11 protein-coding genes and 1 tRNA gene are annotated in these 12,890 nt (G+C 69.4%); 4 read left to right on the top strand and 8 right to left on the bottom strand.

The features are described 5' to 3' along the window. Nucleotides 1–22 precede the first annotated feature (22 nt). From CG723_RS15820 to CG723_RS15795, 6 genes are all read right to left on the bottom strand, one after another. Nucleotides 23–448: a DUF3592 domain-containing protein gene (locus CG723_RS15820; RefSeq protein ID WP_100594045.1), complete on the bottom strand. Its 426-nt coding sequence runs from the start codon at nt 446–448 to the stop codon at nt 23–25. 12 nt (nt 449–460) lie between these two features. Then, complete coding sequence (locus tag CG723_RS15815) at nt 461–907, bottom strand: DUF3592 domain-containing protein (protein WP_324903285.1); 447 nt, start codon at nt 905–907, stop codon at nt 461–463. 92 nt (nt 908–999) lie between these two features. Further along, nucleotides 1,000–1,596, bottom strand: a complete 597-nt coding sequence (locus CG723_RS15810; RefSeq protein WP_100594044.1) for a lytic polysaccharide monooxygenase auxiliary activity family 9 protein — start codon at nt 1,594–1,596, stop codon at nt 1,000–1,002. Nucleotides 1,597–1,676: 80 nt separating this feature from the next. After that, the gene (locus CG723_RS15805) at nt 1,677–2,318 is read right to left on the bottom strand and encodes a nucleoside/nucleotide kinase family protein (RefSeq protein ID WP_100594043.1); all 642 of its coding nucleotides are present in this window, start codon (nt 2,316–2,318) and stop codon (nt 1,677–1,679) included. An 11-nt stretch (nt 2,319–2,329) separates the two neighbouring features. After that, entirely contained in the window at nt 2,330–3,574 is a 1,245-nt protein-coding gene (locus CG723_RS15800; protein ID WP_100594042.1) for an SPFH domain-containing protein, read from the bottom strand. A 156-nt stretch (nt 3,575–3,730) separates the two neighbouring features. Further along, nucleotides 3,731–5,050, bottom strand: a complete 1,320-nt coding sequence (locus CG723_RS15795) for a peptidoglycan-binding protein (RefSeq protein ID WP_100594041.1) — start codon at nt 5,048–5,050, stop codon at nt 3,731–3,733. A gap of 186 nt (nt 5,051–5,236) precedes the next feature. Between CG723_RS15795 and CG723_RS15790 the strand changes: the two genes are divergently transcribed. The 4 genes from CG723_RS15790 (at nt 5,237) to CG723_RS15775 (ending at nt 10,691) form a co-directional block, all read left to right on the top strand. Beyond that, nucleotides 5,237–5,310, top strand: a tRNA-Lys gene (locus CG723_RS15790). Nucleotides 5,311–5,584: 274 nt separating this feature from the next. Then, nucleotides 5,585–6,295: a FadR/GntR family transcriptional regulator gene (locus tag CG723_RS15785; protein ID WP_100594040.1), complete on the top strand. Its 711-nt coding sequence runs from the start codon at nt 5,585–5,587 to the stop codon at nt 6,293–6,295. 536 nt (nt 6,296–6,831) lie between these two features. Next, complete coding sequence (locus CG723_RS15780) at nt 6,832–8,757, top strand: glycosyltransferase family 2 protein (RefSeq protein WP_100594039.1); 1,926 nt, start codon at nt 6,832–6,834, stop codon at nt 8,755–8,757. Next, complete coding sequence (locus tag CG723_RS15775; RefSeq protein ID WP_100594038.1) at nt 8,754–10,691, top strand: kelch motif-containing protein; 1,938 nt, start codon at nt 8,754–8,756, stop codon at nt 10,689–10,691. Before CG723_RS15780 ends, CG723_RS15775 begins: the two co-directional genes overlap by 4 nt. Before the next feature lie 68 nt (nt 10,692–10,759). On the opposite strand, the gene CG723_RS15770 is transcribed toward CG723_RS15775, so the two are convergent. Both CG723_RS15770 and CG723_RS15765 read right to left on the bottom strand, forming a co-directional pair. Beyond that, nucleotides 10,760–11,797 (bottom strand): glycoside hydrolase family 6 protein, encoded by a 1,038-nt coding sequence (locus CG723_RS15770; RefSeq protein WP_100594037.1) that lies wholly within the window; start codon nt 11,795–11,797, stop codon nt 10,760–10,762. A gap of 395 nt (nt 11,798–12,192) precedes the next feature. After that, a complete protein-coding gene (locus CG723_RS15765; protein ID WP_100594036.1) occupies nt 12,193–12,879 on the bottom strand; it encodes a class F sortase in 687 nt (228 codons plus the stop codon). Between the last annotated feature and the right edge of the window lie 11 nt (nt 12,880–12,890).

Raw genomic sequence — 12,890 nt, 5'->3', positions numbered from 1 at the left:
AAGTGGAGACCTCGGCGACGGATCAGCCGTACTGGATCACGACGTTGATGAGTATGCCGATGGTCGCGACGATGACGACGAGGCCGAAGATCATGCCGAACGCGTCCTTGCCGGGACTCGGCTCCGACGCGGTGGCCTTGTCGGGCTGCTGGACCGTGTAGTAGACGACCGCCTCGTCACCGGCGGCCCGGCTCGGCGGCCCACCGGACTCCTTGAACCGGATCGCGCGCCGGTCGGCGGTGGTGAAGTCGTACTCGTGCCACTGGATCCGGCGGGCGATGTTGTTGACCACCTGGACCGTCACATAGGCCCGGACGACCCGCGCCCGCGCGGTCAGCCCACTCTGCCAGGCGGCCTGCCGCTGGTTGCTTCTGCGGACGATCGCGTAACCGGCCCAGACCAGGACGAGGATCAGGACCGGGAAGAGTATGTGGAACACGGCATCCATGGGGGCCTCGGGTCAGAAGGGCATCTCGGCGGCGACGACCACGAAGAATACGCAGAAGGCGACGACGAGACCGAGGAAGCCGAGCAGGAACACCATGCCCGCCGCGGCCCGCACCGGGGCCGGGGCGTGCGCCGTGGCACGGTCGGGGCGGTCGGCGGTGTAGTACACCATCACGACATCGCCCTGCACGGTGGTCGCGGGTCCGTTGGCCTCCTCGAACCTGACGGGACGTCCGTCACCGGCCGTGAACTCGTAGACGTGGTGCTGCGTGGTGCTCCGGAAGCCGTCGTCGTCACGCCTCGTCGAGGTGAACGCGCGCAGGCAGCGGGCCTCTGCGGTCAGGCCGCTCGCCCAGGCCCTTCTCATCTGCATCGAGCGGCGCGTCAGCGCCACCGCCATGAAGATCGCCACCGACGCGATGAACACGGGCACGATCAAGAACAACACCTGCATGGCCATCCCCCGACACCACGTTCCGTGCACGCCGCCCCGGTCGGAACGGCGTGCACGGAACGTACCCGCGCGAAGGCCCCGGGAGCCTCAAGACAGGCTCAGAACTGAACGTCCGAGCACGCGTAGAACGCGTTGGCCGTGTCCGCGATCGTCCACACCGCGAGGATCACGTGGTGGCCGCTCCTGCCGGAGGGCAGGGTGCCGGTGTGCGAGAGCGTGGCCGGGGGCTGCCCGCTGAACGGCACGGTCAGGAACGGCGCGGTGTCCAGGCCGGCCCTGGTCAGCGGCTTGCTGTCGTCCCAGCCGTTCTTGGTGATGTAGTAGCGGAAGTCCGTGGTGGAGTGCCGCGCGGTGAACTGCCAGCGGAAGGTCTGACTTGCCCCCGCGGTGACCTTGGTCGTCGGCCAGGCGGTGCCGTTGGGTGCCTTCGCGCCGTTGAGGGCGCCGAACTCTCCGTGGTTGGCGGAGCAGATCGTCCCGTCGGCGGGGCCGGCGGCCGGGAAGCCCTTGGGGCCCTCGACGCTCTGCGGCTCCCACTGGATGTTGCCGCATCCGGTGACGGTGCCGTCGGCGCAGAGTTTCTGCCGGCTGATGGGGAGGTCGGTGTAGCCGTGGCTGCTCGCGCCGCCCGACGAGAGCACGAAGGCCCCGGCGGTGGTGAGGCCGAGCAGGGCCGCGTACATCTTCTTTCGCATGCTGCCGCTCCTGGAGAACGTGGGGGAGTTCCGGTGAGCCGTGCGCACAGCGCTAGATCAGGTCTAGACCAGACCCCAGATTATTGCCGGGAGTTGAACATGTCCATACCAATAGTGGAGAGGATCCTGTCGCATCTCCCCCGGGAGGTCTCGACCAGCTCCCCGTTCGGCGTGTCATTTCCGGCCACCCACGCGCGAGCCCCCTCCGCGTCCCGGCCGCCCGCCAACTGCCGCTCCACAAGCCGAACTTGACGCACCTTTGGCGAAGCCTCGACATACCAGCACCGCGCCATCAGCTCCCGCGCCTCGCGCCAGCCCGGCAGGTCGCACGCCAGATAGTTCCCTTCGGTCACGACGAGCCGCGCCGCCGGCGACACCACGTGCCGCGCCGCGACGGGCTCGTGCAGCGTGCGGTCGTAATCCGGTACGTAGATGTCCGCGGCGGTGTCGTCGAGGACCCGGCGCAGCAGCGCCACGTACCCCCGCACGTCGAAGCTCGGCTCGGAGCCCTTGCGGTCGGTCAGCCCGAGGCGCTCCAACTGGGCGTTGGCCAGATGGAATCCGTCGAGCGGCAGATACGCGGCCTGCTCGCCGATCCGCGCCACGAGGGCCCGGGCGAGCGTGGACTTCCCGGCGCCGGGCGGGCCGGCGATCCCCAGCAGGACACGCGGGCCCGACGCGGTGAGCTTCCAGGCTTCGGCCGTCAGTCTCGAGATCCCCATGGGCGGGGACTCTACGACCCGTCGCCGCCCCGGCCGGTGTAGAAGGCCACCGTCAGATCCTTGACCAGCGCCTTGCGTTCGTAGTCGTCCAGCTCGACCAGACCGCGCGTCGTCAGCCGCGACACCGTGTCCTCGACGGAGTCGACCACGGACGTGAGCACGCTGTCGCGGTGCTGCGCGTCGAGCGCCGCGATCCGGTGGCGCTGCATCGCGGCGGCGACCTCGGGCGCGTACTCGATCCTGGTCGGCTGCGCCGAGAACACCTCGATGCCGACGGGCGCCGCATCGGCCGCGAGCTGCCGGGTGAGCGCGTCGCCGACGGCCTCGGCGTTGCGCAGGGTCGGGGCGTCCTGGTGGATGGGGGTCCCCCCAGCGTTAGTTGGGGGAGCATCGACAGGGAACTGCGAGAGCACCCTCGCCATCGCCGCCTCCACGCACTCGCGCAGATACTCCTGGTGGTTCTCGACGGCGAGCGCGGCGCGCGCGGTGTCCTTGATGCGCCACACGACGAGGACGACGACGCGCAGGGCGACCCCGTTCGCGTCGACCGCGGGCATCGCCTCACTGCGCCAGTGCCGCAGGCGTACGTCGGTACGGCGGTGCAGGAGCAGGGGGTTCACCCACATCAGGCCGGTGCGGCGGACGGTTCCGCGGTAGCGGCCGAAGAGGGTGAGCACCCCCGCCGTGCCGGTCTGGCCACGCGCGAGACCGCCGAACCCGAACAGGGCGAGCGTGAAGCCCGCGACCGCCGCCCACTGGACGGCCCCGAACTGCGCGCCCGCGGGAGCGTGCAGCGCCGTGATGTGCGGCAGCACCCCGCCCCACCACAACGACGCGGCACCGCCCGCCACGCCGACGAGGCCGCCGAGGACTCCGAGGGCCCCGGGCAGCGTGCGCCCGGGGCGCTCGACGAGCTCCGGGTCGACGACCGGCTCCGGGCGCGAGGGCGGCCGCGGCGGCATCCGGCGCGGTACACGCGGCTCCTCGCCGCTGCTCTGCCTGCGCGCGACAGTGGCCGGCGGCAGCGGCACCGAGACGGAGTCGGACCCGTCCCGGTAGAGCAGATGGACCGGGATCTCCGTGGTGGACTCGCTGTGGATCAGCCGGGCGGGATGGCCACCGGACGTCTCGGTTCCCGGCTCGTCGAAACCCGCGGCGCAAAAGCCCTCGGGCACCCCGTGACCGTCACGCGCATCGCCGCCGCCGGCCTCCGAGGGCAGCTCGGGCCCCTCCGGCCGCTCCGTCGTCGTACTCATCCTTGCCTCCGTGCTGGATCCGTACATCCGCGATGGCCTCCGGGCCGGCGGGGCCGGAGGGTTCGGGGGGTGCGGCGAGGCGAGTCGCCGCGCACCCCCGGGGCCGCGTGCGGCCGGCGGGGCCTCACGCCCCGCCGGCGGCCGGCCGGTGGGCGATCACGAGAAGAGCCGTCGCCAGGTCTCGGGCCCCGGGTAGCCGTCGGCCGCACCGCCGCGCCAGCCCTGGGACCGCTGGAACGCCTCGACGCTCCGCCGGTCGCCCTCGCCCCAGCGGGGCCCCGGGCCCTTCGTGTAGTTCTTGCCGAACCCCTTCTTCACGAGTTGCCTGCCGAGCTGGGTGACGTATGGGCTGCTCGCGCCCGGCCGGAACATGCCGCGCCCGGGATAGGCAGGCACCTTGGACACGGCGGAGCCGTGGCCGGCGGCGCCGGTGGTGGGCCGGATGTCCTTGCCCTTGCCACCGACGAGATAGGCCCAGGTCTTGGGGCCGGGCAGGCCGTCGGCCTCCGCGCCGGTCCAGCCCTGCGCGCGCTGGAACGCCTGCGTGGCGAGCCGGTCGGCCTCACCCCAGCGCGGTCCGGGCCCGGTCGTGTAGAAACGGCTGCCGCCCCGGTCGACGAGCATCTTCCCGAGCCGCGTGACGTTCGCGCTGTCCGCCCCGGGACCGAACGACTTGACGCCCGGGAACTCCGTCGACGCCGAACCGCCGACCGCCATCTCCTCCTGCTTCAGCCCCTTGTAGCGATAGGGCACATAGAGGGACGAGTTGCTCCAGTAGGCATAGGGCGTGGACTGCTTGCGGGTGCGGGGCGGCGTCTGCTCGTACGCGACGTAGTAGGTGTGCGTGTAGTCGGTCCAGCCGCCGAAGATGACGACGTGCGAGCCCTTCTGAGGGTCCGCCGGATTGTGGAAGAGCAGCATGTCGCCGGGCTGGAGCTGCTCGCGCGTGATGCGCGTCCCGAATTTGTTGAGACTCCCGGTCCATTCGTTGCTGCCGAGCTTCCACACCATGGAGACGAAGCCGGAGCAGTCCTGCCGGTAGCCGTCACTCCAGAACTTGACCATGCTGTACGGCACCTTGGCGGCGATCCAGAGCTTGGCCCGGTTGATGATCGCCGCGCGGGTCGTGGCCGGCAGTCCGGTCACCTGGCCCGGATGCGTGGCCGGGCTGCCCGCCGGTCCGTGCAGCGGGCCCGTACCGCCCTGCGGGGTCGGGGGCTCGTCCGAGGACGGCAGCCCCGGCCTGGCCGGTCCGTGGGCGGACGCGACGGCGGGCACCGTGTGCGCGCCGCCGATGACCGTGCCGGCCGCGGCGGCGAGGACGAGGGCGCGCCGGGCGCCGTGGGCGGCGGGGTGGCCACCGAGCCCGATCGCCAGCGACGACGGGGAGCTCCCGGCGGCATGCCGCCAGCGAAGGCACCCCGGGCAGTCACAGTCGCTCGCAGGATCGAATTCCTCGAACACCGGAGCTTCCATGCGATTCCCCTCACACTCCAGAATGAAATGTCCAACTATCAGTACAAACGGAAGCCTCTCAACTCTCCGGTGATATCGCATGTTGACGGTCCAAATGATGCATTTACCTAACAAATAGGGTGATACGGACAGGCGTGGTGGTCCGGAGCACCCCAGGGATTCAGGTAGAGTTCTCCAGGTCAGCAGGCGCCGCTAGCTCAGTTGGTTAGAGCAGCTGACTCTTAATCAGCGGGTCCGGGGTTCGAGTCCCTGGCGGCGCACAGACACAGCGAATGCCCTCCACGCGAGTGGGGGGCATTCGCCATTTACCGGCCCGCCCCGACCCAGCGAAGGCGGCTGGGGGTCCGGGGGTCGTCCCCCGGGAAGACCCAGCATCAGCGGGTCCGGGGTTCGAGTCCCTGGCGGCGCACAGACACAGCGAATGCCCTCGCGAGAGCGAGGGGCATCCGCCATTGCCGGGCCCTCCGCGTAAGCGGGAGTCTTTCTGCTGTTCGGGGGGCGTACGGACGCCGTTCCTGCCGATAACGTGGGGCCATGGCGCGCGACCTCCAGGAGCGGATCAAAAAGCTCATCATCGACCGGCGGCTTCCCTCCGGTGCCTCCCTGCCCACCGAGCCCGAGTTGATGGAGCTCCTCGGCGTCAGCCGGAACTCCGTGCGCGAGGCGCTCAAGGCTCTCCAGGCGATGGGCATCGTGGAGATCCGGCACGGCTTCGGCACATACGTCGGGCCGATGTCCATGGCCCCCATGATCGAGGGGCTCACCTTCCGCACCGTCGCCGGGCACTACCGCGGCGAGGACAGCCTGCTCCAACTCCTCGAACTGCGCGAGGCCGTCGAGACCGGCCTCATCGCCCGCCTCGCCGGACGCGTCCCCGACGCCGACCTCGCCGAACTGGACGCCCTCGTCGACCGCATGGACACCGAGGCCGCAGCCGACGGCGCCGTGAGCCCGGGCACCGACCGTGCCTTCCACGCAACGCTCTACCGCGGCCTCGGGAACCCGCTGCTCGGCGAGGTCATGGAGGCGTTCTGGGACGCCTTCCACCGCGTGCGCACCGACCTCGTCGCCATCCCGCACGACCCGAAGGTCACCGGACTCCAGCACCGCGAGATCGTCGACGCGGTGCGCTCCGGCGACCCGCTGCGGGCGGAGCGCGCCATAAGGGAGCACTTCGGCGACATCCGCGCCCGGCTGAGCACCCCGGCGGACACGCGCGGCGAGCGCCCCGCGAGCAGCACCTGAGCACCCCGGCGGAGGCCCGCGGCGAGCGCCCCGCGAGCAACACCTCACCACCTCGGCGAGCACCCTGGCAGGCACCCCCGCAAGCACCCCCGGCGAACGCTCCGGCGCGCGCCCGATGCGCAACACCTGAGCCCCCGGCGCGCGCCCCGTGGGTGACGCCGGCGCGCCCCATCCGCCCCAACAGACGCACCAAATCGCGCGTATGACCGGTAAACAGCTTGTTTCGCTTCGTATCGCCCTTGCGATCATGATGAGGTGCGTAGAACCCTGTCCTGGAGCAATTGGCTCCGATGAGGCAGGCGGTACACGGCAGTTGGGGCCGGCACTCGGCCAGCGCCGGTTGCGCTCGATTCAGGGGTGGGGGCCCCGTTCATGAAGCGATGCCGAGGGGGGCATCATGCAACCGGAAGGCCGTCGTCTCAGTCTTAGACGGGGGATGGTGGCCTGCCACTGACACGTCCGGCAAGGTCGAGGGGGACCGAACCGGACGGATGACCGACGACCACGCAGTGACTTGCGTGCGGGGGGAATGACTCATGACGTCGACGCCGACGGGCGCCCGGCAGAACTTCGATCCGTCCCAGACCACCCAGCTACGCGTGCCGCCGCATCGCACCGGCGGCTTCCGGCGCATCAAGAAGGCCCTGCCGCGCTACGACTACGAGCACTACAGCCGGCTCGCGGGCCCGCTGACCCAGCCCGAACCCGGCAAGCCGTACAAGGTGCAGTACCGCTCGCTGCTCTCGCAGGAGCCGCACCGGCTGCGGGCCGCGCTGATGCTGGGCGCCGCGCCGCTGCTCTCCCTCGTGCTCCTCTTCTGGCTGCTCCAGCCCGAGCACTGGACGCAGCGGGACTACCCGGCGTACGACTTCCTGCCCGCGCTCGACGTCGTGATGCTGGTGTCGATCGGCCTGATCGAGTTCTTCCGCTGCATGAACGTGCTGTCGAACGCGCACGCCACGCTCGTCGCCCGTGACCCGATCCCGGTGGTGCCCGAGACCGGCACGAGAGTCGCGTTCCTGACCTCGTTCGTGCCCGGCAAGGAGCCGATCGAGATGGTCACGAAGACCCTGGAGGCGGCGGTCAAGCTGCGCCACCGGGGCCTGCTGCACATCTGGCTCCTCGACGAGGGCGACGACCCCGAGGTGAAGGCGGTCTGCGAGCGCCTCGGCGTGCACCACTTCTCCCGCAAGGGCGTCGCGCGGTGGAACCAGGCCAAGGGCCCGCACCGCGCCAAGACCAAGCACGGCAACTACAACGCCTGGCTGGACGCGCACGGCGACGACTACGACTACTTCGCCTCCGTCGACACCGACCATGTGCCGCTGCCCAACTACCTGGAGCGGATGCTCGGTTTCTTCCGCGACCCGGACGTCGGCTTCGTCATCGGCCCCCAGGTGTACGGCAACTACGACAACTTCGTCACCAAGGCCGCCGAGTCGCAGCAGTTCCTCTTCCACGCTCTGATCCAGCGCGCGGGCAACGCCTACGGCGCCCCGATGTTCGTCGGCACGTCGAACGCGGTCCGTATCAAGACCCTCAAGCAGATCGGCGGTCTGTACGACTCGATCACCGAGGACATGGCGACCGGTTTCGAGATCCACCGCGCCAAGAACCCTGCCACCGGCAGGAAGTGGCGGTCCGTGTACACGCCGGACGTGCTCGCCGTGGGTGAGGGCCCGAGCGCCTGGACGGACTTCTTCACGCAGCAGATGCGCTGGTCGCGTGGCACGTACGAGACCATCCTCAAGCAGTACTGGAAGGGCTTCTTCTCGCTCCCGCCGAGCAAGCTCTTCAACTACACGATGATGATCATCTTCTACCCGATGTCCGCCATGAACTGGATTCTGGCGGCGCTGAGTTGCGCCCTGTTCCTCGGTCTCGGCGCGTCCGGCGTGAACATCGACCCGACCATCTGGCTGATGCTGTACGGCAACGCATCGGCGCTGCAGATCGGCCTCTACATCTGGAACCGCCGGCACAACGTCTCGCCGCACGAGCCCGAGGGCTCCGGCGGTGTGGCCGGCATGGTGATGTCCGCGCTGTCCGCGCCGCTGTACGCGAAGGCCCTGTTCGACGCGGTGCTGCGCCGCAAGAGCAAGTTCGTCGTCACGCCCAAGGGCGACTCGGCCAGCCCCGACCGGTGGTTCGGCACCTTCCGCTACCACTGGTACTTCATCCTCGTCTTCGCCGGGTCGATCGCCGCCGGCTTCGTGTACGGGCACTCGCACCCGGCGATGATCACTTGGGCCTGCTTCGCCCTGCTGATCACGGCGCTGCCGATGTTCGCCTGGCGGTACATGCTGCGCCAGGACAGGAAGAAGCCGAAGCCGCCCGCCGCCGAGACGTCCGGGCCGCCACATCCGCAGCCGCACAGCGTGCCGCAGCAGAAGCCCGCATGGGCCGCAGACGGGGGCAACGACCAGACCATGCAGATCTCCCTGGGGGGACGTAACAAGTGAAAGACGGTGCCAGCCGCCGCCGTGCCCGACGCATAGCCATCGGCTCGGTGGTGGTGCTAGCGCTTGCCGGGATGAACGGGCCGTGGCTCTACCGGTTCGGGTCGGCCAAGTACCACGACTACAAGATCAACAAACCCGAGTACAAGGCCGAGAACGGCAAGTGGGACATCGTCGAGTTCCCCAAGGAGTACCGGCAGAACACCATCCACGCCGCCCTGCTGCACACCGGCAAGATCCTGCTCGTGGCCGGCTCCGGGAACAACCAGGACAACTTCGACGCGAAGAAGTTCGACACCCGGCTGTGGGACCCGGTGAAGGGGACGATCAAGAAGATCCCCACGCCCACCGACCTGTTCTGCACGGGCCACACCCAGCTGGCCAACGGCAATCTGCTCATCGCGGGCGGCACCAAGAGCTACGAGAAGCTGAAGGGCGACGTCACCAAGGCCGGCGGCCTGATGATCGTCCACAACGAGGACCCGGACGAGCCGAAGACGATCCCCAAGGGGTCCAGGTTCACCGGCAAGGAGAACGGCAAGACCTTCGTCACCAGCGAGAACATCACCATCGAGCGGGCGAAGAAGGTCTTCGACCCCAATACGGGCAAGTTCCTGCGCAACGACCCAGGTATCCGCCGGGTCTACGTCGAGGCGCAGAAGAGCGGTACGAAGTACGAGACGGGCACGCAGGACAACTACCGCGTGCAGGGCCTCAAGGGCGCCGACGCACGCAACGTCTACGGCATCGCGCAGAAGCTCGCCCTCGACAAGAAGGACTTCCAGGGGATCAGGGACAGCTACGAGTTCGACCCGGTCGCCGAGAAGTACATCAAGGTCGACCCGATGAACGAGGCGCGCTGGTACCCGACGCTGACCACGCTCTCGGACGGCAAGGTCCTCTCGGTCTCCGGGCTCGACGACATCGGCCAGCTCGTCCCCGGCAAGAACGAGACGTACGACCCGAAGACCAAGAAGTGGACGTACACCAAGGGGATCCGCCAGTTCCCGACCTACCCGGCCCTCTTCCAGATGGAGAACGGGAAGATCTTCTACTCGGGAGCCAACGCGGGCTACGGGCCCGACAACGTCGGCCGCACGCCCGGTATCTGGGACCTCGAGACCAACAAGTTCCGGAAGATCCCCGGGCTGAGCGACCCGAAGCTGATGGAGACCGCCGGCACGGTCGAGCTGCCGCCGGCACAGGACCAGCGCTACATGGTGGTCGGCGGTGGCGGGGTCGGCGAGTCCAAGGAGTCGAGCCGCAGGACGCGGATCGTCGACCTGAAGGCCAGGGACCCGAAGTTCGTCGACGGCCCCGAGCTGGAGAAGGGCACGCGCTATCCGCAGTCCTCCACGCTCCCCGACGACACGGTCCTGGTGTCCGGCGGCTCGGAGGACTACCGCGGCCGAGGCGACTCGAACATCCACCAGGCGCGGCTGTACGACGTGAAGACCAACACGTTCAAGCGCGTCGCCGACCCGCTCGTCGGCCGCAACTACCACTCGGGCTCGATCCTGCTGCCCGACGGCCGCGTGATGTTCTTCGGCTCGGACTCGCTCTACGCCGACAAGGCGAACACCAAGCCCGGCGTCTTCGAGCAGCGCATCGAGATCTACACGCCGCCGTATCTCTACCAGGACTCGCGGCCGACGCTCAGCGGCGGCACGAAGACCGTCGCGCGCGGCGGCACGGCGACGTACGGGTCGGACCACGCGACGGCGATCAGGACGGCCCGGCTGATCAGGCCGAGCGCGTCCACGCACGTCACGGACGTCGACCAGACGTCGATCGCCCTCGACCTGAAGAAGTCGAAGGACAGCGTCACGGTGACCGTCCCGAATGACCGCAGCCTGGTCGAGTCGGGCTGGTACATGCTGTTCGTGACGGACGATCAGGGCACGCCCAGCAAGGCGCAGTGGGTGCACGTGCCGTAGGGGAACGTACGTAAGGGGGTGCGGGGCCGAAGCCCCGCACCCCCTTGCTGCTTTCCCTGCCGCCGGCCCTACTTACTGGCCTTGGCGAGACCGATCGCGTACTCCGGCCACCAGGCGCCCGCCTTCGGACCGCCCTTGCAGCCGCCGTCCGACTCGCCGGGCCGCTTGACCCACAGGTACGCCTTGACCAGGGGGTCGCCGGTCTTGGTGCCGGGCTCCTCGCCCAGCGCACGGCCGGGCGGGTTGCACCAGCGCTGGTCCGGATCGCCGCCCGTGTAGGGCCCGTTCCCGTTGCGGCTGGTGTCGATGACGAACGGCTTGTTGCCGACCTTCGCCGAGAGCTCCTTGCCGTACTTCACGGAGTCCTCGGTGGTGTAGAAGTTCGACACGTTGACCGAGAAGCCGTCGGCCTGGTCGATGCCGGACCACTGGAGCGGCTGGAAGATCTGGTCCGGCTTGCCCCAGCCGGCGTTCCCCGCGTCGAGGTAAACCGTCGTGTTCTGCAGCGACTTGAGCTTGCCGACAGCGCCCTTGAGGAGGTCGTAGCGCTCCTCGTGGAACTCCTCCGGCGTGCAGTTGTCCACCATGTGCTGCACGGCGTCCGGCTCCAGGATCACCGTCGCGTGCCGGTCGCCGATGCCCTTGGCGACACTGTCGATGAACGCCCGGTACTGGTTCCCGTCGGCCGCGCCGCCCTTGGAGAACTGGCCGCAGTCGCGGTGCGGGATGTTGTAGAGCACGAGCAGGGCGTCCCGGTCGGCCTTGTCGGCCGCCTCGGTGTAGCCCCGGGCCTGGTCCTCCGCGTTCTCCGGGAGGATCCACTCGCCGCTCGGCTGCTCGGCTATCTTCCGGATCTGCTCGGCGTCGTCGTTCTTGCCGGACCTCTCGTAGGCGGCGACCTGCTTGGCTGCGCTGCCGTCCGGGTTGACCCAGTACGGGTCGGACCCCTTCGGCTGCTGTTTCACGGGTGACGGTGAGCCGTTCTTGTCCTTGCCGTCCCCGGAGGAACAACCGGACACCAGCAGCGCCGCCCCCACGGCCGCCGCTCCCGCCCTCACCCCCCAGGCGCCGACACCGCGTACGCGGCCTGCGTCCTTGCGGTACATCCACTCCCCCTTGGGTGCCCTGTACGACTCTCAATCCTGGCATACGGGCCGCCGCGACCACGAGGGCGGACAGGGTTCGTCAACTACCTGTTACAGCCCCCGTGTTCGGTGTTCACCAGGTGAGCGAGCACATCCGGACTTGGCGTCGAACAGCCTCTAGGCCACGTCGCCCATCCGCTCTACAGTCGTCGTGAGCGGCCCGAGCCCTCGCCGGCACCACCTCTCCGAGAGGGCAGGTCTCTCTCCCGACCTCCCGCGCCGACGCCGGGTTACTCCCGCAGGCCCGAGCGCGCGCGGTCGAGGACCAGCCCGGCCAGGCGGCTCCCCGGGGGGAGCGGGTCGCCGGCCGGGCCAGGTTGTCCGCGCTGTCGGTGTTGCCGGCGTCGTTGCCCCTGTCAGCTCACGGACGCGGGCGCGTTGGTCACTCCGGTGAGGTACGCGGACACGACCACGTTGGCGGTGTAGGTGTGCGACGCCCGGTCGAAGGAGCCGCCGCACGTGATCAGTCGCAGCTCGGCCCGGTCGGACTGCCGCTGCCCGTACGCCTTCTTCGCGTCGAACCGCGCGCGGCTGAAGACCTGCACGTCGTCGACGGTGAACTCGGCGACGGAGCCGTCGTCCCGCCCTACCCGCACCTTGTCGCCCGGCTTGGCCGAGCTGAGGTGGTAGAAGACGGCGGGCCGGGTGTCCGTGTCGACGTGCCCGACGAGCAGGGCCGTGCCGCGCTCGCCCGGCTTCGCGCCGCCGCCGTACCAGCCGACGACACCTGCCTCCGAGAAGGGCGGCGGGTCTATCGCGCCGGCCCCGTCGAGGCCGCTGACCGTCACCGGCGCCTCGATCTTCAGTGCGGAGACGTCGATGCTCTGCGGCTTCGCGCCGGACATCGACATCGGCTTGTGCGCGGGCGGCAGTTCGATGCCGAGCGGCCGTCCCACTGCGGCCGCGTCGCCGGTCGTGGGCGCGGACAGGCCGTGGAAGTCGGTGACTTCGCGGCCCCACACCCACAGGCCGAGCAGCAGTACGGCCCAGGCCACTCCGGTCACGAGCCGCCCGTTGCCATGAGGTCGTTCGCCGTCAGCCATGATCGGCCCCC

The organism is Streptomyces sp. CB01635 (assembly GCF_002803065.1).
In the GTDB taxonomy this organism is placed as follows: domain Bacteria; phylum Actinomycetota; class Actinomycetes; order Streptomycetales; family Streptomycetaceae; genus Streptomyces.
The sequence above is the reverse complement of the archived record's forward strand: the minus strand, read 5'-3'. Positions and strand labels throughout refer to the sequence as shown.

What these genes read in the sequence shown, in the direction of transcription:
- CG723_RS15795 (WP_100594041.1), bottom strand. Translation starts at nt 5,050, where the DNA reads ATGGAAGCTCCGGTGTTCGAGGAATTCGATCCTGCGAGCGACTGTGAC.
- CG723_RS15780 (WP_100594039.1), top strand. Translation starts at nt 6,832, where the DNA reads ATGACGTCGACGCCGACGGGCGCCCGGCAGAACTTCGATCCGTCCCAG.
- CG723_RS15815 (WP_324903285.1), bottom strand. Translation starts at nt 907, where the DNA reads ATGGCCATGCAGGTGTTGTTCTTGATCGTGCCCGTGTTCATCGCGTCG.
- CG723_RS15770 (WP_100594037.1), bottom strand. Translation starts at nt 11,797, where the DNA reads ATGTACCGCAAGGACGCAGGCCGCGTACGCGGTGTCGGCGCCTGGGGG.
- CG723_RS15800 (WP_100594042.1), bottom strand. Translation starts at nt 3,574, where the DNA reads ATGAGTACGACGACGGAGCGGCCGGAGGGGCCCGAGCTGCCCTCGGAG.
- CG723_RS15820 (WP_100594045.1), bottom strand. Translation starts at nt 448, where the DNA reads ATGGATGCCGTGTTCCACATACTCTTCCCGGTCCTGATCCTCGTCCTG.
- CG723_RS15765 (WP_100594036.1), bottom strand. Translation starts at nt 12,879, where the DNA reads ATGGCTGACGGCGAACGACCTCATGGCAACGGGCGGCTCGTGACCGGA.
- CG723_RS15810 (WP_100594044.1), bottom strand. Translation starts at nt 1,596, where the DNA reads ATGCGAAAGAAGATGTACGCGGCCCTGCTCGGCCTCACCACCGCCGGG.
- CG723_RS15785 (WP_100594040.1), top strand. Translation starts at nt 5,585, where the DNA reads ATGGCGCGCGACCTCCAGGAGCGGATCAAAAAGCTCATCATCGACCGG.
- CG723_RS15805 (WP_100594043.1), bottom strand. Translation starts at nt 2,318, where the DNA reads ATGGGGATCTCGAGACTGACGGCCGAAGCCTGGAAGCTCACCGCGTCG.